The 23,895-nt window shown below is 66.5% G+C and carries 27 protein-coding genes and 2 tRNA genes; 24 read left to right on the forward strand and 5 right to left on the reverse strand.

The annotated features are described in order from the left end of the window. Positions 1-86 precede the first annotated feature (86 nt). The 9 genes from IWH25_RS10035 to IWH25_RS10075 all read left to right on the forward strand — a co-directional run bounded on the left by IWH25_RS10035 (position 87) and on the right by IWH25_RS10075 (position 9,442). Positions 87-2,018, forward strand: coding sequence for a bifunctional 3-phosphoshikimate 1-carboxyvinyltransferase/cytidylate kinase (locus tag IWH25_RS10035; RefSeq protein ID WP_203385672.1), 1,932 nt, complete (start codon positions 87-89; stop codon positions 2,016-2,018). A gap of 178 nt (positions 2,019-2,196) precedes the next feature. Continuing rightward, positions 2,197-3,888 carry a 30S ribosomal protein S1 gene (rpsA, locus tag IWH25_RS10040; RefSeq protein ID WP_203385673.1) on the forward strand — a complete coding sequence of 564 codons (1,692 nt, stop codon included), beginning with the start codon at positions 2,197-2,199 and terminating at the stop codon, positions 3,886-3,888. A gap of 2 nt (positions 3,889-3,890) precedes the next feature. Next, on the forward strand, positions 3,891-4,178 hold the full coding sequence (locus IWH25_RS10045; RefSeq protein WP_203385674.1) for an integration host factor subunit beta: 288 nt from the start codon (positions 3,891-3,893) through the stop codon (positions 4,176-4,178). 68 nt (positions 4,179-4,246) lie between these two features. Beyond that, a complete protein-coding gene (locus tag IWH25_RS10050; protein ID WP_203385675.1) occupies positions 4,247-4,528 on the forward strand; it encodes a lipopolysaccharide assembly protein LapA domain-containing protein in 282 nt (93 codons plus the stop codon). Positions 4,529-4,535: 7 nt separating this feature from the next. After that, the gene (gene lapB, locus IWH25_RS10055; protein ID WP_203385676.1) at positions 4,536-5,702 is read left to right on the forward strand and encodes a lipopolysaccharide assembly protein LapB; all 1,167 of its coding nucleotides are present in this window, start codon (positions 4,536-4,538) and stop codon (positions 5,700-5,702) included. A gap of 97 nt (positions 5,703-5,799) precedes the next feature. Further along, positions 5,800-6,732 carry a D-glycero-beta-D-manno-heptose-7-phosphate kinase gene (rfaE1, locus tag IWH25_RS10060; RefSeq protein ID WP_203389214.1) on the forward strand — a complete coding sequence of 311 codons (933 nt, stop codon included), beginning with the start codon at positions 5,800-5,802 and terminating at the stop codon, positions 6,730-6,732. 13 nt (positions 6,733-6,745) lie between these two features. Further along, a complete protein-coding gene (gene rfaD, locus IWH25_RS10065; protein ID WP_203385677.1) occupies positions 6,746-7,741 on the forward strand; it encodes an ADP-glyceromanno-heptose 6-epimerase in 996 nt (331 codons plus the stop codon). Next, positions 7,734-8,633: a cysteine synthase CysM gene (gene cysM, locus IWH25_RS10070; protein ID WP_203385678.1), complete on the forward strand. Its 900-nt coding sequence runs from the start codon at positions 7,734-7,736 to the stop codon at positions 8,631-8,633. The genes rfaD and cysM overlap by 8 nt, the downstream gene beginning before the upstream one ends. Continuing rightward, positions 8,633-9,442, forward strand: a complete 810-nt coding sequence (locus IWH25_RS10075; protein ID WP_203385679.1) for a 3'-5' exonuclease — start codon at positions 8,633-8,635, stop codon at positions 9,440-9,442. The genes cysM and IWH25_RS10075 overlap by 1 nt, the downstream gene beginning before the upstream one ends. Here IWH25_RS10075 and IWH25_RS10080 read toward each other — a convergent pair. Next, the gene (locus IWH25_RS10080; protein ID WP_203385680.1) at positions 9,416-10,009 is read right to left on the reverse strand and encodes a YqgE/AlgH family protein; all 594 of its coding nucleotides are present in this window, start codon (positions 10,007-10,009) and stop codon (positions 9,416-9,418) included. The two genes, IWH25_RS10075 and IWH25_RS10080, sit on opposite strands and share 27 nt — an antisense overlap. 151 nt (positions 10,010-10,160) lie before the next feature. Between IWH25_RS10080 and IWH25_RS10085 the strand changes: the two genes are divergently transcribed. From IWH25_RS10085 to IWH25_RS10130, 10 genes are all read left to right on the forward strand, one after another. Beyond that, a tRNA-Val gene (locus IWH25_RS10085) sits at positions 10,161-10,237 on the forward strand. A gap of 55 nt (positions 10,238-10,292) precedes the next feature. Continuing rightward, complete coding sequence (gene thrS / locus IWH25_RS10090) at positions 10,293-12,209, forward strand: threonine--tRNA ligase (RefSeq protein WP_203385681.1); 1,917 nt, start codon at positions 10,293-10,295, stop codon at positions 12,207-12,209. A gap of 86 nt (positions 12,210-12,295) precedes the next feature. Then, on the forward strand, positions 12,296-12,760 hold the full coding sequence (gene infC, locus IWH25_RS10095) for a translation initiation factor IF-3 (protein ID WP_238999075.1): 465 nt from the start codon (positions 12,296-12,298) through the stop codon (positions 12,758-12,760). Between the two features lie 123 nt (positions 12,761-12,883). Beyond that, positions 12,884-13,081 carry a 50S ribosomal protein L35 gene (gene rpmI / locus IWH25_RS10100; RefSeq protein WP_203385682.1) on the forward strand — a complete coding sequence of 66 codons (198 nt, stop codon included), beginning with the start codon at positions 12,884-12,886 and terminating at the stop codon, positions 13,079-13,081. A gap of 12 nt (positions 13,082-13,093) precedes the next feature. Continuing rightward, positions 13,094-13,453 (forward strand): 50S ribosomal protein L20, encoded by a 360-nt coding sequence (gene rplT, locus IWH25_RS10105; protein WP_203385683.1) that lies wholly within the window; start codon positions 13,094-13,096, stop codon positions 13,451-13,453. A gap of 92 nt (positions 13,454-13,545) precedes the next feature. Further along, a complete protein-coding gene (gene pheS / locus IWH25_RS10110; protein WP_203385684.1) occupies positions 13,546-14,592 on the forward strand; it encodes a phenylalanine--tRNA ligase subunit alpha in 1,047 nt (348 codons plus the stop codon). A 21-nt stretch (positions 14,593-14,613) separates the two neighbouring features. Continuing rightward, entirely contained in the window at positions 14,614-16,989 is a 2,376-nt protein-coding gene (gene pheT / locus IWH25_RS10115; RefSeq protein WP_203385685.1) for a phenylalanine--tRNA ligase subunit beta, read from the forward strand. A 12-nt stretch (positions 16,990-17,001) separates the two neighbouring features. Beyond that, positions 17,002-17,304 carry an integration host factor subunit alpha gene (locus IWH25_RS10120; RefSeq protein ID WP_203385686.1) on the forward strand — a complete coding sequence of 101 codons (303 nt, stop codon included), beginning with the start codon at positions 17,002-17,004 and terminating at the stop codon, positions 17,302-17,304. Beyond that, positions 17,288-17,659, forward strand: a complete 372-nt coding sequence (locus IWH25_RS10125) for a MerR family transcriptional regulator (RefSeq protein WP_203385687.1) — start codon at positions 17,288-17,290, stop codon at positions 17,657-17,659. The genes IWH25_RS10120 and IWH25_RS10125 overlap by 17 nt, the downstream gene beginning before the upstream one ends. A 36-nt stretch (positions 17,660-17,695) precedes the next feature. Further along, positions 17,696-17,772 (forward strand) — tRNA-Pro (locus IWH25_RS10130). Between the two features lie 220 nt (positions 17,773-17,992). Here the strand turns inward: IWH25_RS10130 and nfsB are convergent. Both nfsB and IWH25_RS10140 read right to left on the reverse strand, forming a co-directional pair. After that, positions 17,993-18,652 (reverse strand): oxygen-insensitive NAD(P)H nitroreductase, encoded by a 660-nt coding sequence (nfsB, locus tag IWH25_RS10135; protein WP_203385688.1) that lies wholly within the window; start codon positions 18,650-18,652, stop codon positions 17,993-17,995. Between the two features lie 65 nt (positions 18,653-18,717). Next, the gene (locus tag IWH25_RS10140; RefSeq protein ID WP_203385689.1) at positions 18,718-19,287 is read right to left on the reverse strand and encodes a hydrolase; all 570 of its coding nucleotides are present in this window, start codon (positions 19,285-19,287) and stop codon (positions 18,718-18,720) included. Between the two features lie 110 nt (positions 19,288-19,397). Here IWH25_RS10140 and IWH25_RS10145 point away from each other — a divergent pair, with 110 nt between their 5' ends. Continuing rightward, positions 19,398-19,577, forward strand: coding sequence for a hypothetical protein (locus IWH25_RS10145; protein WP_203385690.1), 180 nt, complete (start codon positions 19,398-19,400; stop codon positions 19,575-19,577). A 21-nt stretch (positions 19,578-19,598) separates the two neighbouring features. Then, entirely contained in the window at positions 19,599-20,585 is a 987-nt protein-coding gene (locus IWH25_RS10150; protein WP_203385691.1) for a helix-turn-helix transcriptional regulator, read from the forward strand. Here the strand turns inward: IWH25_RS10150 and IWH25_RS10155 are convergent. Together IWH25_RS10155 and IWH25_RS10160 are read right to left on the reverse strand one after the other, a co-directional pair. Beyond that, on the reverse strand, positions 20,567-20,782 hold the full coding sequence (locus IWH25_RS10155; RefSeq protein WP_203385692.1) for a hypothetical protein: 216 nt from the start codon (positions 20,780-20,782) through the stop codon (positions 20,567-20,569). The genes IWH25_RS10150 and IWH25_RS10155 overlap by 19 nt on opposite strands. A gap of 206 nt (positions 20,783-20,988) precedes the next feature. Continuing rightward, a complete protein-coding gene (locus IWH25_RS10160) occupies positions 20,989-21,435 on the reverse strand; it encodes a reverse transcriptase-like protein (protein WP_203385693.1) in 447 nt (148 codons plus the stop codon). A gap of 130 nt (positions 21,436-21,565) precedes the next feature. Here IWH25_RS10160 and surE point away from each other — a divergent pair, with 130 nt between their 5' ends. The 3 genes from surE to IWH25_RS10175 are packed head-to-tail and all read left to right on the forward strand — an operon-like array spanning position 21,566 to position 23,894. Then, positions 21,566-22,306 carry a 5'/3'-nucleotidase SurE gene (gene surE, locus IWH25_RS10165; RefSeq protein ID WP_203385694.1) on the forward strand — a complete coding sequence of 247 codons (741 nt, stop codon included), beginning with the start codon at positions 21,566-21,568 and terminating at the stop codon, positions 22,304-22,306. Next, positions 22,306-22,965, forward strand: coding sequence for a protein-L-isoaspartate(D-aspartate) O-methyltransferase (locus IWH25_RS10170; RefSeq protein WP_203385695.1), 660 nt, complete (start codon positions 22,306-22,308; stop codon positions 22,963-22,965). Before surE ends, IWH25_RS10170 begins: the two co-directional genes overlap by 1 nt. Further along, positions 22,962-23,894, forward strand: a complete 933-nt coding sequence (locus IWH25_RS10175) for a peptidoglycan DD-metalloendopeptidase family protein (RefSeq protein WP_203385696.1) — start codon at positions 22,962-22,964, stop codon at positions 23,892-23,894. The genes IWH25_RS10170 and IWH25_RS10175 overlap by 4 nt, the downstream gene beginning before the upstream one ends. The last annotated feature ends 1 nt before the right edge of the window (position 23,895 follow it).

Below are 23,895 nucleotides of genomic sequence, written 5' to 3' on the forward strand. Positions count from 1 at the left end.
AGTTTAGGGGCTAGGGACTAGGGGCTAGAAAAGGCTTTTGCCAGCCCCCAGCCTCCAGCCCCTGGCCCCTCCGATAGGAAACGCTGATGGAATTCCTCGATCTCCCGCCACTGCTCTCGGCGCGCGGCACCGTCCGCCTGCCCGGCTCGAAAAGCATCTCCAACCGCGTGCTGCTGCTGTCGGCGCTGGCCGACGGCGAGACCGAGGTGCGCGACCTGCTCGCCTCGGACGACACGCACGTCATGCTGGAGGCGCTGAAGCAGCTCGGCGTCGGCATCCGCCATGAGGCCGGCGGCGTCGTTCGCGTCGCCGGCGTCGGTGGCCTGTTCCCGGTCAAGAGCGGCGACATCTTCCTCGGTAACGCCGGCACCGCGGTGCGTTCGCTGACTGCGGCGCTGGCCCTGGCGGGTGGGCAGTACAAGGTGTCCGGCGTGCCGCGCATGCACGAGCGGCCGATCGGCGACCTCGTCGACGGCCTGCGCCAGCTCGGCGCCGACATCGCCTACCTCGGCAACGAGGGCTTCCCGCCGCTGCAACTCAAGCCGGCGCAGATCAAGCCGGGCGGCGTGGTCAAGGTGCGCGGCGACGTCTCCAGCCAGTTCCTGACCGGCCTGCTGATGGCCTTGCCGCTGACCGGCGTCGAGACGACGGTCGAGGTCGTCGGCGAGCTGATCTCGAAACCCTACATCGAGATCACGCTGGCGACGATGGCCCGCTTCGGCGTGAACGTCGTCCGCGACGGCTGGCAGCGCTTCGTCGTGCCGGCCGGTAGCCGCTACCGTTCGCCGGGGACGATCTACGTCGAGGGCGACGCCTCGTCGGCCTCGTACTTCCTCGCGCTCGGCGCCATCGGCGGCGGTCCGGTGCGCGTCGAGGGCGTCGGCCGCGATTCGATCCAGGGCGACGTGCGCTTCGCCGACGCGCTGGCGCGGATGGGCGCGGTGATCGAGATGGGCGACAACTGGATCGAGGCGAAGGCGCCGGCCGGCGGCCTCACGGGCATCACGCTCGACTGCAACCACATTCCCGATGCGGCGATGACGCTGGCGACGACCGCATTGTTCGCCGCCGGGCCGACGATGCTGACCAACATCGCCTCGTGGCGCGTCAAGGAGACCGACCGCATTGCGGCGATGGCGAAGGAGCTCCGGAAGCTCGGCGCCGAGGTCGAGGAGGGCGCCGACTACATCCGCGTGACGCCGGCGAAGGCGCTGTCGTCGCCGCCGGAAGGGATCGACACCTACGATGACCACCGCGTCGCGATGTGCTTCTCGCTCGCCGCGTTCGGCACCGCGCTGCGCATCAACGACCCGAAGTGCGTGGCCAAGACCTTTCCCGACTACTTCGAGCGGCTGGCGACGGTGACCGAAGCCGTGCCGGTGATCGCCATCGACGGCCCGTCGGCCTCGGGCAAGGGCACCGTCGCCGCCTGCGTCGCCGCCGCGCTCGGCTGGCACTACCTCGATTCCGGGGCGCTCTACCGCCTCACCGCGCTGGCTGCCCGGCGCGCCGGCGTCGCCTGGGACGACGAGTCCGGCGTCGCGGCGGTCGCCGCCAGGCTCGACGTCGTCTTCGACGGCGAGTCGATCCGGCTGGCCGGCGAGGAGGTCGGCGAAGCCATCCGTACCGAGGAGATGTCCTCGGGCGCCTCGAAGGTCGCCGCCTTGCCCGCCGTGCGCGCGGCGCTGCTGTTCCGCCAGCGGCTGTTCCGCCGGGCACCGGGCCTGGTCGGCGACGGCCGCGACATGGGCTCGGTGGTGTTTCCCGATGCGAAAACCAAGGTTTTCCTCACGGCGAGCGTCGAGATCCGCGCCGAGCGACGCTATAAGCAGTTGATCGGAAAAGGGATTGAGGCTACAATTCAACCGATTTTGCAGGATTTGCGCGAACGCGACGAACGCGACAGCCAACGCAGCGTGGCGCCGCTCCGGCAAAGTGACGATGCCGAACTGCTCGATACCTCGGCCCTGACCATCGACGAAGCGGTGGCCAAGGTGCTGGCTTGGGCGGCGTCGTAGTCGTACCAGGGTGTCGCCCGATTTCCCTCGAGGACGCTTCCTTCGGTTTTGTTGATCCGGACGTGCCGGATTCGGCGAGCCGAATGGGGCGTTTTTTCCCTTCCCGGGGAAGAAGAGGTCCGGCGACGGTCTTTAACTAACTGATTTACCGCAGTGATGCGGTGCAAGGAAGAAATCCATGTCTGCTGTCCCCGCCAACGAAAGCTTTGCCGCCCTCTTCGAAGAAAGCCTTGCGCGCCAGGAAATGCGCCAAGGTGAGGTGATCACCGCCGAAGTGGTCCGCGTCGACCAGAACTTCGTGGTCGTCAACGCCGGCCTGAAGTCCGAAAGCTACATCGATGTCGAAGAATTCCTGAACGACCAGGGCCAACTCGAAGTGAAGGCCGGCGACTTCGTGCAGGTCGCCATCGAGCAGCTCGAGAACGGTTTCGGCGAAACCCGTTTGAGCCGCGACCGCGCCAAGCGCATCGCCGCCTGGAACGCCCTCGAGCAGGCGCTGAACGACGGCTCGCTGGTCACTGGTACGATCACCGGCAAGGTGAAGGGCGGCCTGACCGTCATGACCAACAGCGTCCGCGCTTTCCTGCCGGGCTCGCTGGTCGACATGCGTCCGGTCAAGGACACCACGCCGTACGAAGGCAAGACCCTCGAATTCAAGGTCATCAAGCTCGACCGCAAGCGCAACAACGTCGTCGTCTCGCGCCGTGCCGTGCTCGAAGCCACGATGGGCGAAGAGCGCGAGAAGCTGCTCGAGAACCTCAAGGAAGGTGCCGTCGTCAAGGGCATCGTCAAGAACATCACCGACTACGGCGCGTTCGTCGACCTCGGTGGCATCGACGGCCTGCTGCACATCACCGACCTGGCCTGGCGCCGCGTCCGTCACCCGAGCGAAGTGCTCAACGTCGGCGACGAAGTCACCGCCAAGATCCTCAAGTTCGACACCGAGAAGAACCGCGTCTCGCTCGGCCTCAAGCAGCTCGGCGAAGATCCGTGGGTCGGCATCGCCCGCCGCTACCCGCAGGGCACCCGCCTGTTCGGCAAGGTCACCAACCTCACCGACTACGGCGCGTTCGTCGAAATCGAACAGGGCATCGAAGGCCTGGTGCACGTCTCGGAAATGGACTGGACCAACAAGAACGTTCACCCGAGCAAGGTCGTCCAGCTCGGCGACGAAGTCGAAGTCATGATCCTCGAGATCGACGAAGACCGCCGCCGCATCTCGCTGGGCATGAAGCAGTGCCTGGCCAATCCGTGGGAAGAGTTCTCGCAGAACCACAAGAAGGGCGACAAGGTCCGCGGCCAGATCAAGTCGATCACCGACTTCGGCGTCTTCATCGGCCTGCCCGGCGGCATCGACGGTCTCGTCCACCTGTCCGACCTGTCGTGGTCGCAGAGCGGCGAGGAAGCGATCCGCGGCTTCAAGAAGGGTGACGAAGTCGAAGCCGTCGTGCTCGCCATCGACACCGAGAAGGAGCGCATCTCGCTGGGCATCAAGCAGCTCGAAGGCGACCCGTACACCAACTACATCGCCACCCACGAGAAGAACACGATCACCCGTTGTGTCGTGAAGTCGGTGGATGCCCGTGGCGCCGTGATGCAACTGGACGGCGACGTCGAAGGTTACCTGCGTGCTTCCGAGTTCTCGCGCGATCGTATCGAGGACCTGTCGCAGCACCTCAAGGTCGGCGACGAGATCGAGGCGATGATCATCAACGTGGATCGCAAGACCCGCGGCATCAACCTCTCGATCAAGGCCAAGGATCAGGCCGAGCAGCACGAAGCGATGCAGAAGATCGCGTCGGATAACGCTGCCTCCGGCACGACCAACCTGGGTGCCCTGCTGAAGGCGAAACTCAACAACCAAGGCTAAGCATGACCAAGTCCGAGCTGATCGCCCGGCTGGCTACGCGGTTTCCGCAGCTGGTCGCGAAGGATGCCGATTTTGCGGTGAAGATGATGCTCGACGCGATGTCCGAGGCGCTGGCCAAGGGCGACCGCATCGAGATCCGGGGGTTCGGCAGCTTCGCGCTGAACTACCGTCCGCCGCGGGTTGGCCGGAATCCGAAGTCCGGGGACAAGGTCAGTGTCCCCGAGAAATGGGTTCCGCACTTCAAGGCCGGCAAGGAACTCCGGGAGCGTGTCGACTGCGTGCGCTCCTGAACGCAAGCTGTGGTAGATTGCGGGCGGCAACGCGAGTTGCCGCCCTTTTTTATGCCTGAGGGGTAACGATGCGAACGCTGGTGTGGGTGGTCCGCGGCTTCATATTTCTTTTCCTGTTCGCCTTCGCGATCAAGAACACCGATCCGGTGACGCTGCGCTTCTTCCTCGACACCGCCTGGCAGGCGCCGCTGGTGATCGTCGTCCTCGCCTTCTTCGCCGCCGGCGCCTTCTTCGGTGCCGTCTCCCTGCTCGGCACGATCTTTTCCCTGCGCCGCGAGCTTGCCGGCGTTCGCCGCGAACTCTCCGCCGTGCGCAGCGAAGCCCGGGTTGTCGCCCCGCCGCAGGTCTGACTGAACGATGGAATTCGAATACTGGCAGTTGCTGCTGTTTCCGGCCTTCTTCGGGCTCGGCTGGGCCGCGGCGCGGATCGACATCCGCCACTTGGTCAAGGAGTCGCGCTCGCTGCCGCGCTCCTACTTCCAGGGGCTCAATTTCCTGCTCAACGAGCAGCCTGACCGCGCGATCGAGTCCTTCGTCGAGGCGGTCAAGGTCGATCCGCAGACGGTCGAGCTGCACTTCGCACTGGGTAGCCTGTTCCGCCGCCGCGGCGAGACCGAGCGCGCGATCCGCATGCACCAGAACCTGATCGAGCGCGACGACCTGCCCGACGACCTCAAGCTCGCCGCCGTCTCGGAGCTCGGCCAGGACTACCTCAAGGCCGGCCTGCTCGACCGCGCCGAGGAAACCTTCGAGCGCCTGCGCGGCACCGCGCTCGACGAGGAGGCGAAGCGCAACCTGCTGGAGATCTACCAGCTCGGCAAGGACTGGGAGCGCGCGATCGCGATCGCCTGCGAGCTGCCCGACGTCGCGTCGCGCAAGGAGATCGCCGAGTACTACTGCGAGCTCGCCGCCGCCGAGATGATCCGCTCGCGCCGCGACGAGGCGAGCGCGCATCTGGCGACGGCGCTGGAAACGAACCGGCTGTGCGTGCGCGCCAGCCTGCTGCAGGGCGACCTGCACGCGCAGGCGGGTAATCACCGGGCGGCGATCGACAGCTGGCAGCAGATCGAGTCGCAGAACCCCGCCTATCTGGCGCTGGTCGCACAGCGCCTGCTCACCGCCTATCGCACGCTGGACCGCCGCGACGACGGGCTGCGCCTGCTGCGCGGCTACCTCGAGAACTATCACTCGCTCGACCTGCTCGACGTCGTCTTCCAGCTGGTGTTGGAAAGCGAGGGGCCGGAGGCCGCCTATACGCTGGTCCGCGACGAGCTGCGCCGCAATCCGACGCTGCTCGGCTTCGACAAGCTGCTCGAGGCGCGGCTGTTCAACGCCTCGCCCGAGGTGCGCGCCGACATCGATCTGGCGAAAGGCATCGTGCAGGGCTACACCCGTCGTCTTGCCCGCTATCGGTGCGATAATTGCGGCTTCAAGGCGCGCCAGTTCTACTGGCGTTGCCCGGCCTGCGGCGGTTGGGAGACCTATCCGCCGAAACGGACCGAAGAATTCGACCTGACGCCTTGACGCCAGGTCCGCAGCATTCCACCGGCCGGCGCTTCGCCGCGAGCGCGCCGCCGGGGTTGCGAACCCGACCCAACTCAACTGAAGCGATGTCGTCGTGATGCGCCTGCCCGATCTCTCTGCCGCCCGCCTGCTTGTCGTCGGCGATGTAATGCTGGACCGCTACTGGTTCGGCGACGTCAGCCGAATTTCGCCGGAAGCGCCGGTGCCCGTGGTCAAGGTCGAGAAGAGCGAGGAACGCCCCGGCGGCGCCGCCAACGTCGCGCGCAATGCTGCCGCGCTCGGCGCCCAGGTCTCGCTGCTCTCCGTCGTCGGCGACGACGAGGCCGGCGTCATCATCGGCCGGCTGATGGAGGGCGAGAACGTCCGCACCAGCCTGCATCGGGACGCCGCGATCAGCACGACGGTCAAGCTGCGCGTGATCGGCCGCCAGCAGCAGCTGCTGCGCATCGACTTCGAGACCTCGCCGTCGCACGAGGTGCTGCGCGCGAAGCTGGCCGAGTTCGAGAAGCTGCTGCCTGCCTGCGACGTCGTGATCCTGTCCGACTACGGCAAGGGCGGCCTCGCCCACATCGCCGAGATGATCCGGCTGGCCCGCGCCGCCGGCAAGCAGGTGCTGGTCGATCCGAAGGGCGACGACTACTCGAAGTACGCCGGGGCCTCGGCGATCACGCCCAACCGTTCCGAGCTGCGCGAGGTGGTCGGGCGCTGGAAGGACGAGGCCGATCTGGCGGCGCGCGCGGACAAGCTGCGCCGCGATCTCGCGCTCGACGCGCTACTGGTCACCCGCAGCGAGGAGGGGATGACCCTGTTCCGCGAGAGCCGGGTCTTCCACGAGCCGGCGCGGGCGCTCGAGGTTTATGATGTGTCCGGCGCCGGCGACACGGTGATCGCGACGCTGGCGGCGATGGTCGCCGTCGGAGCCGCGTGGGAGGACGCGGTGCATGTCGCCAACCTCGCCGGCGGCATCGTCGTCGGCAAGCTCGGCACCGCCGTCGTCACCCGCGAGGAACTCGACGCAGCGCTCAAATAGAGGATTTCCAACCATGTACACCATCGTCACCGGCGCCGCCGGCTTCATCGGCTCCAACATCGTCAAGGCACTCAACGACCGCGGTGTCGACCGCGTGATCGCTGTCGACAACCTCGCCAAGGCCGACAAGTTCAAGAACCTCGTCGACTGCGACATCGTCGATTACCTCGACAAGCGCGAATTCCTCGACCTGCTGCTCTCCGGCCAGTTCGACGGCGACGTCGAGGCGATCTTCCACGAGGGCGCCTGCTCCGACACGATGGAGACCGACGGCCGCTACATGATGGAGAACAACTATCGCTACTCGCTCGGGCTGCTCGACTGGTGCCTGGAACAGGAGGTGCAGTTCCTCTACGCATCGAGCGCGGCGACCTACGGCGCGAGCACGGTGTTCAAGGAGGAGCGCCAGTACGAAGGGCCGCTCAACGTCTACGGCTACTCCAAGTTCCTGTTCGACCAGATCGTCCGGAAGCGCCTGCCGGAAGCCTCGTCGCAGGTGGTCGGCTTCCGCTACTTCAACGTCTACGGTCCGCGCGAGAACCACAAGGGGCGCATGGCCTCGGTCGCCTATCATCATTTCAACCAGTACCGCGCCGACGGCAAGGTCAAGCTGTTCGAGGGCTCGCACGGCTACGGCCCGGGCGAGCAGCGCCGCGATTTCGTCTATGTCGGCGACGTCGCCAAGGTCAACCTGTGGTTCCTCGACCACCCGCAGAAGCGCGGCATCTACAACCTCGGCAGCGGTCGTGCGCAGAGCTTCAACGATGTCGCCGTCGCCTCGGTCAACGGCGCGCGCGCGCTGCGCGGCGAAGCTGAGCTGTCGCGCGACGAGCTCGTCGCGCAGGGACTGATCGAATACGTGCCGTTCCCGGACGCGTTGAAGGGCAAGTACCAGGCCTTCACCCAGGCCGACCTCGGCAAGCTGCGCGAGGCCGGCTACCGCGACGAGTTCGCGACGGTCGAGCAGGGCGTCCGCCAATACGTCGCATGGCTGAACCAGAATGTATAAGACGCTCGAAAACTTCGTCGGCGAGACGCCGCTTGTCCAATTGAGGCGCCTGCCCGGGGCGGACGTCGCTGCGCGCGGCAACGTCATCCTCGCCAAGCTCGAAGGAAACAACCCGGCCGGGTCGGTGAAGGACCGTCCGGCCTTGTCGATGGTCGTGCGCGCCGAGGCGCGCGGCGACATCAAGCCGGGCGACACGCTGATCGAGGCGACGTCCGGCAACACCGGCATCGCGTTGGCGATGGCCGCCGCGATGCGCGGCTACCGGATGATCCTGGTGATGCCGGAAAACCAGAGCGTCGAGCGCCGGCAGTCGATGCGCGCCTACGGCGCCGAGCTGGTGCTGACGCCGAAGGAAGGCGGCATGGAGCTCGCGCGCGACGTCGCCGAGCGCATGCGCGACGAGGGCAAGGGCATCATCCTCGACCAGTTCGCCAACCCCGACAACCCGCTCGCGCACTACGAGGGCACCGGTCCCGAGATCTGGCGCGACACCAGCGGCAAGATCACCCACTTCGTCTCCAGCATGGGCACCACCGGCACCATCATGGGCGTCTCGCGCTACCTGAAGGAGCGCAACCCGGCGATCTGCATCGTCGGCTGCCAGCCCGAGGAGGGCTCGCAGATCCCGGGCATCCGCAAGTGGCCGGAGGAATATCTGCCGAAGATCTTCGACAAGAGCCGCGTCGATCGCGTCGAACCGGTGTCGCAGGCCGAGGCCGAGGAGATGACGCGGCGCCTCGCCCGCGAGGAAGGCATCTTCGCCGGCATCTCGTCGGGTGGCGCGCTTGCCGTCGCGCTGCGCATCGCCGCCGAGGTCGACAATGCGACCATCGTCAGCATCGTCTGCGATCGCGGCGACCGCTACCTGTCCACCGGCGTATTCCCCGCCTGATGAAGCCGACCCTCGTCTTCGACATCGAGACGATTCCCGACGTCGCCGGCCTGCGCCGACTGCACGACCTCAAGGCCGACATCTCCGACGCCGAGGTCGCCGAGCTGGCCTTCCAGCAGCGCCGCGCGCAGAGCGGCAGCGATTTCCTGCCGCATTACCTGCAGCGCGTCGTCACTATTTCCTGCGTGCTGCGCTCGGGCGACGCGCTGAAGGTGTGGTCGCTGTCCGAGCCGGAACAGGGCGAGGGCGAGATCATCCAGCGCTTCTTCGACGGCGTCGAGAAATTCACGCCGCAGCTGGTGTCGTGGAACGGCGGCGGCTTCGACCTGCCGGTGCTGCACTACCGCGGCCTGGTGCACGGCGTTACCGCGCCGCGCTACTGGGACATGGGCGACGGCGACTACGCCGACAGCCGCGACTTCAAGTGGAACAACTACATCAGCCGCTACCACACGCGCCATCTCGACCTGATGGACCTGCTGGCGATGTACCAGCCGCGCGCCAGCGCGCCGCTCGACGACCTCGCCAAGCTGATCGGCTTTCCCGGCAAGCTCGGCATGGACGGCAGCAAGGTGTGGGATGCCTGGCAGTCGGGGCGCATCGCCGAGATCCGCGACTACTGCGAGACCGACGTGGTCAATACCTATCTGGTGCTATCCCGCTTCCGCCTGATGCGTGGCGAGCTGACCCGCGACGAGTACGATGCCGAACTCGCGTTCGTGCGCGGCGAGCTGGCGCGCATCGGCAAGCCGCACTGGACCGAATACCTCGCCGCCTGGCCGTCAGATCGACCGGCTGCTGGCGCGTGACAGCATCTCCTGCCACAGCGTGTTGACGTCGTCGCGCAACGCGACGTCGGCATCGAAGGGCAGCACCAGCCAGTCGCCGCGGGCGATTTCCTGTTCCAGCTGGCCGTGCGCCCAGCTCGAGAAGCCGCGGAACAGCTTGCGCGGAACGGCAAGGGAATCCTTCTGCAGCTCCGCCGGAATCGCCGCACCGATACCGAAGAACATGTCCTTGCCGAGGCGCAGCACCATCTGCTCGGCCAGTCCGGCGCGCTTGCTGCGGTACAGGTAGGCAAAGCGGTGCGTTGCGACCGGCCCGCCCAGGTAAAGGCCGGGCGACTTGCGATCCTCGCTTTCGTCTCGCGGCAGCGGCCGGTTGACGATGACGCCGAGCGGCGGGCTGCGACCGTGACGCGTGACGAGCACGACGCTCTCCGCAAACAGGCTGTCCCGAACCTGCGGCGTGGCGACCAGGAACAGCGCCTCCGCCGTCACCTGCGCCGCCGCCGAGAACGCGCAGCACATGGCGAACACGGCGAATGCCACGCGTCGCCAGGGCCTTCGTTCGACGGGGAAATGCGGACGGATCATCGGGAGTACGTTCCGGTCATGAGCTGAGCGTAGTCAGTCGTCGCGCCGGCCGCAACCTGCCCTGCGCGCGGTTTTCATTTTCTGGCGATTTCTGCGGCGTCTGCTGTTGACACGCGGAATGGGCAACGTATAATGCGGCCTTCTTTGCAGTAGGCGCGTAGCTCAGTTGGTTAGAGCACCACCTTGACATGGTGGGGGTCGTTGGTTCGAATCCAATCGCGCCTACCAAAACACCAAAAGTCAGAGCGCCGTCTCTGGCTTTTTTTGTTTCTGGGATCGATTTATGCCGGTCATTACTCTGCCTGATGGTTCGAAACGGGAATTTGCGCAAGCCGTAACGGTGGCCGAGGTCGCGCAAAGCATTGGCGCCGGTCTGGCGCGGGCGGCACTGGCCGGCAAGGTTGGCGACAGGATCGTCGACACCAGCTTCATCATCACGCAAGACAGCGACCTCGCGATCATCACCGACCGCGATGCCGACGGCCTCGAAATCATCCGTCACTCGACTGCCCATCTGCTGGCCTATGCGGTCAAGGAGCTGTTCCCCGAGGCGCAGGTCACCATCGGTCCGACGGTGGAGAACGGCTTCTACTACGACTTCGCCTACTCGCGGCCGTTTACGCCGGAGGATCTGGCGGCGATCGAGAAGCGCATGGGCGAACTGGCCAAGCGCGACATCCCGGTCGCGCGCGAAGTGTGGAAGCGCGACGAGGCGGTCCAGTTCTTCCTTGGCCTGGGCGAGAAGTACAAGGCCGAGCTGATCGCGGCGATTCCCGCCGACCAGGAGGTTTCGCTCTACCGCGAAGGCGACTTCATCGACCTCTGCCGCGGCCCGCACGTGCCCTCGACCGGCAAGCTGAAGGCCTTCAAGCTGATGAAGGTGGCCGGCGCCTACTGGCGCGGCGACTCGAAGAACGAACAGCTGCAGCGCATCTACGGCACCGCCTGGGCGAAGAAGGAAGACCTCGACGCCTACCTGCACATGCTCGAGGAGGCCGAGAAGCGCGACCACCGCAAGGTCGGCCGCCACCTCGACCTGTTCCACATGCAGGACGAGGCGCCCGGCCTCGTCTTCTGGCACCCCAAGGGCTGGGCGGTGTGGCAGGAGATCGAGCAGTACATGCGCCGCGTCTACCGCGACAACGGCTACCAGGAAGTGCGCTGCCCGCAGATTCTCGACCGCACGCTGTGGGAGAAGTCGGGGCACTGGGATAACTACAAGGACAACATGTTCACGACGGCATCCGAGAATCGCGACTACGCGATCAAGCCGATGAACTGTCCCGGCCACGTGCAGGTGTTCAACGCCGGCCTGCGCTCCTACCGCGAGCTGCCGCTGCGCTACGGCGAGTTCGGCTCCTGTCATCGCAACGAGCCTTCCGGCGCGCTGCACGGTCTGATGCGCGTGCGCGGCTTCGTCCAGGACGACGGCCACATCTTCTGCACCGAGGACCAGATCCAGTCCGAGGTAACCGCCTTCAACGACATCGTCCGCAACGTCTATGCCGACTTCGGCTTCACCGACATCGCGGTGAAGCTCGCGCTGCGTCCCGAGAAGCGCGTCGGTTCCGACGAGGTCTGGGACAAGGCCGAGGCCGCGCTGCGCGAGGCGCTGCGCGTTTCCGGGCTGGACTGGGAGGAGTTGCCCGGCGAGGGCGCCTTCTACGGCCCGAAGATCGAATTCCACATCAAGGACGCGATCGGCCGCTCGTGGCAGTGCGGCACGATGCAGGTCGACTTCTCGATGCCGGCCCGCCTCGGTGCCGAGTACGTGGCCGAGGACAACGCGCGCAAGACGCCGGTGATGTTGCATCGCGCGGTGCTCGGCTCGCTCGAGCGCTTCATCGGCATCCTGATCGAGAACTTCTCGGGCGCCTTCCCGCTGTGGCTGGCGCCGGTGCAGGCGGTCGTGCTCAACATCTCCGAAAAACAGGCCGATTACGCCGAACATGTGGCGCAAATGCTACGGAATGCGGGCATCCGGGCCGAGTCGGATTTGCGCAACGAGAAAATTACCTATAAAATACGCGAACATAGCTTGAACCGGCTGCCTTACCAGCTTGTTGTCGGAGACAAGGAAAAGGAAGCCGGGCTGGTGGCCGTGCGCACACGCGGCGGCCAAGACCTCGGGCAGATGCCCGTCGAGGCCTTGGTCGAGCGACTTCTCAGTGAAGTCGCGGCGCGGAGTGGCACGGCTTAACTTTTGTCCGCCTGGGAGCGAAGACCATAGCACTGCAGAAAGCGCATCGCGTTAACGAAGAGATTAACGCGCCGGAGGTCCGTCTGATTGGGGAAGACGGGGAGCAAGTCGGAGTCGTGAGTATCAGGACGGCCATGCAGATGGCCGAGGAAGCGGAGATTGATCTCGTCGAGATCGCCCCGCTCGCCAAGCCGCCTGTTTGCCGGATCATGGATTACGGCAAGTTCAAGTACCAGGAGGCGAAGAAGGCGCACGAAGCCAAGCTCAAGCAGAAGCAGGTGCAGGTCAAGGAAATCAAGCTCCGCCCGGGTACGGACGAGAACGATTACCAGATCAAGCTGCGGAACATGACGCGCTTCCTCGAGGAAGGCGACAAGGTCAAGGTGACCCTGCGCTTCCGGGGGCGCGAGATGGCGCACCAGGAATTCGGCATGCGCCAGCTGGAGCGGATCAAGGCCGACCTCGAGGCCGTCGGCCAGGTCGAGCAGATGCCGAAGATGGAAGGGCGGCAGATGATCATGATCATCGCGCCGTCGAAGAAGAAGCCGTAAGGCTGTCAGTAGAAGGATTCGGCGGTCCTCCGGCAGGCGGGCCGCCAATAGAAGTGGCGTCGGGTAGTTGAAGCGCTTCCGTAGGGGAGGCCACCTGGCGACATGTCATTAAGGAGCATCCAAATGCCCAAGATGAAGACCAAGAGCGGCGCCAAGAAGCGCTTCAAGGTCCGTTCGAGCGGCGGTATCAAGCGCTCGCAGGCGTTCAAGCGCCACATCCTGACCAAGAAAACCACCAAGTCGAAGCGCCAGCTGCGCGGCATGACCGGAGTCCACGATTCCGACAAGGCCCAGGTTCGCGCCATGATGCCCTACGCGTAAAGGAGAGCCGACATGCCCCGAGTCAAACGTGGTGTAACGGCGCGTGCGCGCCACAAGAAGATTCTCGTTCAGGCCAAAGGCTATCGCGGCCGCCGCAAGAACGTATACCGCATCGCCAAACAGGCGGTGATGAAGGCCGGTCAGTATGCCTACCGTGACCGCCGTCAACGCAAGCGCCAGTTCCGTTCGCTGTGGATCGCCCGTATCAACGCGGCTGCCCGCGAACTGGGCCTGAAGTACAGCACCCTGATGAACGGCCTGAAGAAGGCGCAGATCGAAGTCGACCGCAAGGTGCTGGCCGATCTGGCCGTCTTCGACAAGGCTGCGTTCGCGGCGATCGCGAACCAGGCCAAGGCCAGCCTCGGCGCCTGAGGCAAAGCCTCGACGCCTGACCCGACGGGTTGAAAAAAAGGAGGCGTACGCCTCCTTTTTTTTCGATGAGCTCACAACCGGACGCACACCCGATGCAGAATCTCGACGCCATCGTCAACGAAGCCTGCGGCGCTTTCGCCGCGACCAGCGACCCGGATGCGCTGGAACAGGTCAAGGCCCGCTACCTGGGCAAGGCCGGCCAGATCACCGAACTCCTGAAGGGCCTCGGCAAGCTGCCGCCCGAGGAGAAGAAGACCGCCGGCGCCGCCATCAATCGCGCCAAGGAAGCGGTCGAGGCCGCGCTCAACGCGCGCCGCGAGGCGATCAAGCTCGCCGCCCTCGAAGCCCGCCTCGCCGAGGAAGCGCTCGACGTGACGCTGCCCGGCCGCGGCGAAACGCGCGGCGGCCTGCACCCGGTGACGCGCACGCTGGAGCGTATCGAGGGCCTGTTCCGCTCGATCGGCTTCGAGGTCGCCGACGGCCCCGAGATCGAGACCGATTTCCACAACTTCACCGCGCTGAACACGCCCGACGACCATCCTGCGCGTTCGATGCACGATACCTTCTACCTGCAGGGCGAGGACGGCAAGCCCGCCGAAGGCATCCTGCTGCGCACGCACACCAGCCCGATCCAGGTGCGCTACATGCAGCAGCACGTGGAAAAGTACAAGCACCTGGAGACGATGCCCGAGATCCGCGTCATCGCGCCGGGCCGCGTCTATCGCGTGGATTCGGATGCCACGCATTCGCCGATGTTCCACCAGGTCGAGGGCCTGTGGATCGGCGAGAACGTCAGCTTCGCCGACCTCAAGGGCGTGGTCGCCGATTTCCTGCGCCGCTTCTTCGAGAGCGACGATCTGCAGGTGCGCTTCCGCCCGTCGTTCTTCCCGTTCACCGAGCCGTCGGCCGAGATCGACGTCGCCTTCATGAGCGGTGCGCTGAAGGGCCGCTGGCTGGAGATCGCCGGCTGCGGCATGGTGCATCCGAACGTGCTGCGCCACGTCGGCATCGACCCCGAGAGGTACATCGGCTTCGCCTTCGGCATGGGGCCCGACCGCCTGACCATGCTGCGCTACGGCGTTAACGACCTGCGTCTCTTCTTCGACGGCGACCTGCGCTTCCTGCGCCAGTTCGTCTGATCCGACACCGGAACCTGAATCATGAAATTCTCGGAATCCTGGCTGCGCACTTTCGTGAACCCCGCCCTTTCGGGCGAGGAGCTGTCGCACCTCCTGACCATGGCCGGCCTCGAAGTCGAGGAGGAAGAAACCGTCGCCCCCGCGTTCAACGACGTCATCGTCGCGCAGGTGCTCGAAGTCGCGAAGCACCCCGACGCCGACCGCTTGAACGTGTGTCAGGTCGACATCGGCAGCGGCACGCCGCAGCAGATCGTCTGCGGTGCGCCGAACGTCGCCGCCGGCCTCAAGGTGCCGTGCGCGCTGCCCGGCGCCAAACTGCCCGGCGACTTCGCGATCAAGGTCGCCAAGGTGCGCGGCATCGAGTCGTCGGGCATGCTCTGCTCGGCCAAGGAGCTCGGCATCGCCGAGGATGCCGCCGGCCTGCTCGTGCTGCCGGCCGATGCGCCGGTAGGGGCCAGCATCCGCGATTACCTCGACCTCGACGACCGCCTGCTGACGCTGAAACTGACGCCGAACCGTGCCGACTGCCTGTCGCTGACCGGTATCGCGCGCGAAGTCTCGGCGCTGACCGGCACCCCGGCGACCTACGTCGACGTGCCCGCCGTTCCGGCCAGCGTCGACGCCGTTCGCCCCATCGTGCTCGACGCGCCGGCCGCCTGCCCGCGCTACTGCGGTCGCATCGTGCGCGGCGTGAACGCCAAGGCGCCGACGCCGGAATGGATGAAGCGCCGCATCGAGCGCTCCGGCATCCGCTCGATCTCGGCGCTGGTGGACATCACCAACTACGTCATGCTCGAACTCGGCCAGCCGCTGCATGCCTTCGACAACGCCAAGCTGTCCGGCACCGTGCATGCGCGCATGGCGAAATCCGGCGAGAAACTGCTGCTCCTGAATGAGCAGACGATCCCGGTCGACGCCGACGTGCTGATGATCGCCGACGACGAGAAGCCGCTGGCGATGGCCGGCATCATGGGCGGCGAGGAGAGCGGCATCACGCTCGAGACGACCGACCTGTTCCTCGAGTCGGCCTACTTCGCGCCGACCGCGATCGCCGGTCGCGCCCGCCGCTACGGCTTCGGCTCTGACGCGTCGCACCGCTTCGAGCGCGGCGTCGACTTCGGCGGCACGCGCAACGCGATCGAGCGTGCGACGCAGCTGATCCTCGACATCTGCGGCGGCCAGGCCGGCCCGCTGGTCGAGGCCCAGGCCGAGCTGCCGGCGCGCAAGCCGGTGCGCCTGCGCGTCGCCCGCGTCGCCAAGGTGCTCGGCGTGCCGTTCGCCGCCGAAGCCATCGCCGACCTGTTCTCCCGCCTCGGCCTGCCGTTCGTGCGCGAGGGCGAGGATTTCGTCGTCACGCCGCCGTCGTACCGCTTCGACATCGAGATCGAGGAAGATCTGATCGAGGAAGTCGTTCGCCTCTACGGCTACGACAACATCCCGGCGCCGGCGCCGCAGGGCGCGCTGGCGATGCTGCCGCAGACCGAGTCGGCGCGCCCGCTGTCGCGCATCCGCCAGGTGCTGGCCGACGCCGGCTACCAGGAAGTGGTCAACTTCGCCTTCGTCGAGGAGGGCTGGGAAGCCGACTTCTCCGGCAATGCCGACCCGATCCGCCTGGCCAACCCGATCGCCAGCCAGATGGGCGTGATGCGCTCGACGCTGTTCGGCGGGCTGCTCGCCAACCTCGCGACCAACCTCAAGCGCAAGCAGAACCGCGTGCGCGTGTTCGAGACCGGCCGCTGCTTCCTGCGCGACGCGACGGGCGGCCCGGTAGCCGGCTTCAACCAGCCGTGGCGCCTGTCCGGTCTCGCCTACGGCGGCGCACTGCCCGAGCAGTGGGGCGCGCCGGCGCGCAACGTCGACTTCTTCGACGTCAAGGGCGACCTCGAGGCGCTGCTCGCGCCGCGCGTCGCGCGCTTCGAAAAGGTCGCGCACCCGGCGCTGCACCCCGGCCGCGCCGCGCGCATCGTGCTCGACGGCCGCGCGATCGGCGTCGTCGGCGAACTGCATCCGCAGTGGGTGCAGAAGTACGAGCTGCCGCTGCCGCCGGTGGTCTTCGAACTCGATCTCGATGCGCTGAAGGGGGCCAGCCTGCCGCAGTACGCCGAAGTCTCGCGCTATCCCGCCGTCATTCGCGACCTGGCGATCGTCGTCGATCACGGACTCGAACTGCAGGCGCTTCTCGATGGTCTTTCGACCTCCCGGCCGGCCCTCGTTCAGGACATTGAACTGTTCGACGTGTACACCGGAAAAGGGGTCGAGCCGGGGAAGAAAAGTCTTGCTTTCCGTATAGTTATGCAAGATACTCAAAGGACTTTGCAAGACGCGGAAGTGGATGCCGCGGTGCAACATCTGGTCGCTTATCTGCAAGACGCCTTCAAGGCGCAACTCCGTGTCTGACGAGGAAGAATAATGACGCTGACAAAGGCAGAACTCGCCGACCTGTTGTTCGAAAAAGTCGGTTTGAACAAGCGTGAAGCCAAGGACATGGTCGAAGCCTTCTTCGAGGAGATCCGCAACGCGCTCGAGCGCGGCGACGGCGTCAAGCTGTCCGGCTTCGGCAACTTCCAGCTGCGCGACAAGCCGCAACGCCCCGGTCGCAACCCGAAGACCGGCGAGGAAATTCCCATCACCGCCCGCCGCGTGGTCACCTTCCACGCCAGCCAGAAACTGAAGTCCGAGGTGGAAGAGTTCTACCGTGGAACCCAATCCTAAAGACATCAGCAGCGACGCGCTGCCGCCGATTCCGGCGAAGCGCTACTTCACCATCGGTGAGGTCAGCGAACTGTGCGGCGTCAAGCCGCACGTGCTGCGCTACTGGGAGCAGGAATTCACGCAGCTGAAGCCGGTCAAGCGGCGCGGCAACCGCCGCTACTACCAGCACCACGAAGTGCTGCTGGTGCGCCGCATCCGCGAGCTGCTGTACAACCAGGGCTTCACCATCAGCGGCGCGCGCAACCGGCTCGACGAGGGCGCGCATGCCGAAGCGCCGCCGGCCGCCGCCACCGCGCTGTCGCCGGAGCGGCTGCGCGCCGAGTTGGCCAGCGTCATCGAGCTGCTGCGCGTTTGAGTCGGCAACGGCTTTCGGTTATACTCCGCGCCTCGTCGGGGCGTAGCGCAGCCTGGTAGCGCACTTGCATGGGGTGCAAGGGGTCGCGAGTTCGAATCCCGCCGCCCCGACCAGTAACACGAAAACGGCCAACCTTCGGGTTGGCCGTTTTGCTTTTCAGCAGCCCATTTTTCGCATTGCCGGGCAAGCCTTGTTGACTGGCCGAGCGCTAAATATAAACGCGGGCGCGAGATGGACGATGCCCGACTTGGGCATCGTCGCCCCGGAAATGGCTAGTCGATCCCGGCTGCCGTACGGCAGGGGGGGTGTGGTCGGGGCTGGACCTGCGGTTGATCAGAGCGCGGAAATAACCGATTCCGCCGCCAAGCGCGACTTCGGCAGCTGCGCATTGAAGTCCTCCGCGCTGCGGTAGCCGAGCGCGACCAGCACCACGCTCTTCAGTCCTTTTTCGGCCAGGCCGAGTTCCTCATCCAGTGCCCGGGGGGCGAAGCCCTCGATCGGGGTGGCGTCGATGCCGAGCGTGGCCGCGCCGAGCAGCAGGGTGCCGAGAGCGAGGTAGACCTGCTTCTGCGTCCAGGCCTGCATGTCCTGCGGGTCGCTGCGGTGCAGTCCGACGTAGAAGTTGCGGCCCTTGTTCTGCATTTCCTTGCCTTCCGGGGTCGGGAAGCGGCCGTCCTTTTCCTCCTGCGCGAGCAAGGCGGCGACGTGCGCGTCATCGACATCCGTGCGGGCGCAGAGTACGACGACGTGCGAGGCATTCTTCACCTTGGGCAGGTTGGCGGCGTAGGGAGATCCTTCCGGGGTCGATCTGGCGATGCGCGCCTTTGCAGCGTCCGTCTCGGCAATGAAGAAGTGCCAAGGTTGCGAATTGACGGAGGAGGGCGCGTAGCGCAGCAGCGTCTTCAGCTGCTCGACCTGCTCGGCCGGGACCTTGCGGCTGGGATCGTAGGCCTTGCAGGTATGGCGGGTGGTGGCGATGCGGGCGATGTCCATTGCGTATCCGGTTTGAGGGGGAAACAGGGCGGCCATTCTCTCATGGTGCGGTGTCCTTCGCCGATTCAGGCGCACTGCGCGACCGGCTCGCGCCGTGGCGTCGCGCAGGACAGCTCGCGGAAGCGTTCGAGGAAGGTCGCCTTCGCCTCGTGCGGCGCCAGCGGCTGGATGCGCGCGGGAACCGGCGTGATTCCGCTGAGGCTGGCCCATGCTTCGCTCGAATGAGGCAGCAGGTCGCGCTTTTCGGTGGCGAGCGCGATCAGGTCGGCGCGCTTGATCGCCGGGGCGGCGAAACCGGCGACGCCGAAGCGTTCGCCGATGATCGCCATGACGCCTTCCTCCAGCCGCGAGAATTCCGGGAAGAGCGCCTTCAGCGGCTTCACCATGTCGCCGAGGTAGGCTTCGGCCGCGTCGTGCAGCAGCGCCGCCAGCCGCAGCCGGGCGGGGACGAGGCCGGCAACGAGCAGGCTGTGCTGGGCCACCGAATAGAAGGCGCGCGTCTGCCCGTTGAAGCGGCACTGGAAGGCGAGACCGTGCGCGATGTCCTCGATGTGCACGTCGTCGATGCTTGGCGCCGCGGGGTGGAAGCGATGGCCCAGGTAGGTGGAAACGTAGGGGGTGGCGGTCGGGTTCATGGTCGGCGCTCCGTGGTCGTGCTGGATGCCTGCAGTATGTTGCGGCCGGGGCTCACCGGATGAGCCTGTCGTCGGCGAAGATGACGCCATGTCCTGAACGAGGAGGTGACATGGATACCCTGCAGAAGCTCTTCAATCGCCTTGTCGGCGTACGCGAAGCGCGCGGCGGGCGGCACGGCATGCCGGTTGCAGCCGAGCGCCCGCGCCTGCCGGCCGCGGTCGAGCTGCCGGCATGCTGGCGCCGGCGGGCGAAGCGCGGGCGCGGCGTTTCGACTATGATCCGGGCCTGATTCCGACATCGTCCCGACGGCATGGATCGCACCGAGCGCCTGTACAAGATCGACCTGCTGCTCAACGAGCAGCCGGGAATTCCGTTCGCCGCACTGCAGGCGCGGCTGGAGGTGTCACGTGCGACGCTGAAGCGCGACCTCTCCTACATGAAGGACCGGCTCAACGCGCCGATCGTCTTCGATCGCTTCGCCGGCGGCTACCGTTTCGACAGCACGGCGGCGGCCGTCGGCGACCAGTACGAGCTGCCCGGCCTGTGGTTCTCCGCGGAGGAGATCCACGCGCTGCTCACCATGCAGCACCTGCTCGCCAACCTCGACACCGGCGGCCTGCTCGGGCCGCACATCCGGCCGCTGCTGGCGCGGCTGACGGCGCTGCTGGGCACCGGCGACAACTCCGCCGAGGAAATCGAGAAGCGCATCTTCGTGCTCAACGTCGGTAACCGCGAATTCCATCTCGACCACTTCGAGGCCGTCGGCTCGGCGCTGCTGCGCAGGAAGCGGCTGCGCATCGACTACTTCGCGAAGGGCAAGGGCGAGCTGTCGCAGCGCGAGGTGTCGCCGCAGCGCCTCGTCTATTACCGCAACAACTGGTATCTCGACGCCTGGTGCCACCTGCGCGAGGACATCCGTGCCTTCGCTCTCGACTCCATTCGCCGTGGCGAAATCCTCGAGAAGAAGGCGAAGGAGGTGCCGGCGAAATCGCTGGATGCGGTGCTCGGCGCCGGCTATGGCATCTTCTCCGGCCGCGAGGTGCGCTGGGCGACGCTGCGCTTTACGCCCGAACGCGCCCGCTGGGTGGCGGGGGAGCGCTGGCATCCGCAGCAGCGGGGACGGCTGCTGAGGGATGGCAGCTACGAATTGAAGCTGCCGTACACGCAGGATCCCGAGCTGCTGATGGATATCCTCAAGTTCGGCGCCGGCTGCGAGGTGCTGGCGCCGCGGGCCTTGCGCGAGCGGGTCGCGACGGAAGCGGCGAAGCTCGCGCGAATCTACGCAGTGCAGGCGTAGCGGTTCTTGCCGGCGCCGGTGCGTCGGTTGCGTTTGCCGGCCGGCTTGGCGCCGCGCGGGCGGGCGCCGCCGCGGCTTTCCCGCGACGACAGCCGCGGCCAGCGCAGGCGGATCGCGTGGTCGATGTCGAGGTATTCGCGCGACGTCTCGAGGAAGGCCGCGATGGTGTCCAGTTGGGTGGGGGTGACGGCTGCCATCTCGTTCTCCGGTCTTTGGGGTACGGGAGAATTCTCGCCCGACACCACACCACCGGCTGTTCGGACTGTGCAACGGTTTGTGTCAATCTGTTTCAGACGGTTGACGGCGCGTTGCGAGCAGGCGCGCAAGGGTGTGGATCATCCGGTTGTCCGCCGCGGCCGACCCTGCCGGCTCCCGGCGCGCCGATCGTCGGTGTTCGTTCCTGTCATTTGCGGCGCGCGTCGGTTTTCGGCGGCAATCCTTGCGCCGCGCGCGCGAGCCGGTCCGCGTCGTGGTTGCGGTGACGCGGCAGCCAGATGACGCCGGCCGACTCGAAATCGGCCATCGTCCGCCGGATGTCGGCCAGCAGCCTGGCGAGGTGCGGCGTTGCGGTGTCGTCGCGGCCGTTCAGGCAGTCCACGGCGAAGCGGCTGTCGCTGCGGATCAGGATGCGCCGCCAGCCGGCGGCTTCCGCGACTGCCAGCGCGGCAGCGATGGCGCAGGCCTCGGCCTCGTTGTTGCAGCCGCTGCGCCCGAGTCGGCGGGAGATTTCCTGGCGCGTGCCGTCGGGCGCCAGCAGCACCAGCCCGATGCTCATGCGCCCGGGATTGGGCAGGGCAGTGCCGTCGACCCAGGCCTCGCAGCAGCGTGTCGGCGGTATCGTAGCTTGCATGGCGGCGGTGGTCGCGGGGGCGCCTAGCTGCTAGAATCGGTGGCGTTTTCGGGACGTCGGCACGACTGGGCAGGCGCCCGTCGCGAAACCGGTCAGGTGCCGGTTGTCCGCTTCTTCTTGCTGAGTTTTCATGCGCATCCTTCTTTCCAACGACGACGGCTACTTCGCTCCCGGCATCGAGCATCTGGCGCGCGCGCTCGGCGATCTCGGCGAGATCACCGTGGTCGCGCCCGAGCGCGACCGCAGCGGCGCCTCCAATTCGCTGACGCTCGATCGGCCCCTGTCGCTGCGGCGAACGCCCAACGGCTTCTACCACGTGAACGGGACGCCGACCGACTGTGTGCACCTTGCCGTGACCGGCATGCTCGACACGCTGCCGGACATGGTCGTCTCGGGTATCAACCACGGCGCCAACATGGGCGACGATACCATCTATTCGGGCACCGTCGCCGCCGCTACCGAAGGCTACCTGCTCGGCGTGCCGGCGCTTGCGGTGTCGCTGGTCGGCAAGTCCGGGCAGCATTTCGCGACCGCCGCGCAGATCGCACGGCAACTCGTCGCGCGCTTCCTCGCACAGCCGATCCGCGAGCCGGTGCTGCTCAACGTGAACGTCCCGGACGTTCCGCTGTCTGATATCAGGGGCATTAAGGTGACCCGTCTCGGGCGGCGGCACAAGGCGGAGCCGGTGGTGAAGGCGCAGACGCCGCGCGGCGAGACTGTCTATTGGGTCGGTGCTGCCGGCGAAGCGGCGGATGCCGGTGAGGGCACCGACTTCCATGCGGTGGCGAACAATTTCGTGTCGGTGACGCCGCTGCAGATCGACCTTACGCACGCCGGGCAGCTGGCGATGATCGAAGGCTGGATGACGTAATGGCCCACGCGCTCGCCGGCATCGGCATGACTTCGCAGCGTACGCGCGCGCGGATGATCGACCGCCTGCGCGAGAAGGGCGTGCAGAACGACGCGGTGCTCGCGGCGATGGCGGCGGTGCCGCGCCACGTGTTCGTCGAGGAGGCGCTGGCCTATCGCGCCTACGAGGACACCGCCTTGCCGCTCGGGCTCGGGCAGACGATCTCGCAGCCCTACATCGTCGCGCGCATGATCGAAGTGCTGCTGGCCGGCCGCGCCGGACTCGGCAGGACGCTGGAGGTCGGCGCCGGCTGCGGTTATCAGGCTGCGGTGCTGGCGCAGTTGACCGAGGAGGTCTACGCGATCGAACGACTGGAACCGCTGATCGCACGGGCCAAGCTCAACCTGCGCGCGGTGCAGGAGTTCCGCGTGCGGCTGAAGCATGGTGACGGCCAGCTCGGGCTGCCGGAAGCGGCGCCGTTCGATACGATCATCCTCGCTGCGGCCGCGCCGCGCGTGCCGCCGGTGCTTTTGCAGCAGCTGGCGCTTGGTGGCAGAATGATGTTGCCATTGGGAACGAGCGAGCAGGTGCTTTGTCTGATCGAACGTCGTCCGGAAGGTTTTGTCGAATCGCGGCTCGATGCCGTGCGCTTTGTACCGCTGCTCTCGGGGATTGAATGAAGGATTACCGTCGCCTCGCCCTCGCACTTTCCATTGTCGTCGCCGCCGGCTGCGCCAGCACGGTCCCGGCGCCGGTGGTCGAGCGCGGCGCCACGGCCCCCGCCGCGGCAGCGGGTGCCCGCGATCTGTACACGGTGAAGAGCGGCGATACGCTGTACAGCATCGCGCGCGAACACGGCATCGACTACCGCGACCTGATCGCCTGGAACAGCATCGAGACTCCCAACCGCATCCGGGTCGGCGTGCAGTTGCGCGTACGGGCGCCGGGTGCCGCTGTCGCCTCCGGCGAAACGGTCGTCACGCAGCCGATCGGCGGCATGGCGGGAGTCGAGCAGCGTTCGCTCGACGGTGCGCCGACGGCGGTGGCACCGTCGCCGGCGTCGTCGCTGCTGAAAACCGAGCCGAAGGCCGGCAAGCTGGCGTATTCGGAAGAGGCGCTGGCGCAGGCGCAGCGCGCGTCGAACGGCGGCACGCCGGTGCTGGCGAAGGCGGATCCGCGCCCCGAGCCGGCGCCGGAGGCGAAGCCGCAGCCGGCGCCCGAGGCGGTAGCCGCGGGACCGGACGACGTGCCGTGGATCTGGCCGTCGGCGGGGAAGCTGGTCGGCCAGTTCAGCGAATCGGGCAGCAAGGGCATCGACATCGCCGGCAGGGCCGGCGACCCGGTAGTCGCCGCCGGCGACGGCAAGGTCGTCTATTCCGGCACCGGCCTGCGCGGCTACGGCAAGCTGATCATCGTCAAGCACAACGCCACCTTCCTCTCCGCCTACGCGCACAACCAGAACCTGCTGGTGAAGGAAGGCCAGTCGGTGAGCAAGGGCCAGAAGATCGCCGAGATGGGCAACACCGACAGCGATCAGGTCAAGCTCCATTTCGAGATCCGGCGACAAGGGAAGCCGGTCGACCCGCTGAAATACCTGCCGCAGCGCTGAT

Origin of the sequence: Azospira restricta, from assembly GCF_016858125.1 — a bacterium.
In the GTDB taxonomy this organism is placed as follows: domain Bacteria; phylum Pseudomonadota; class Gammaproteobacteria; order Burkholderiales; family Rhodocyclaceae; genus Proximibacter; species Proximibacter restrictus.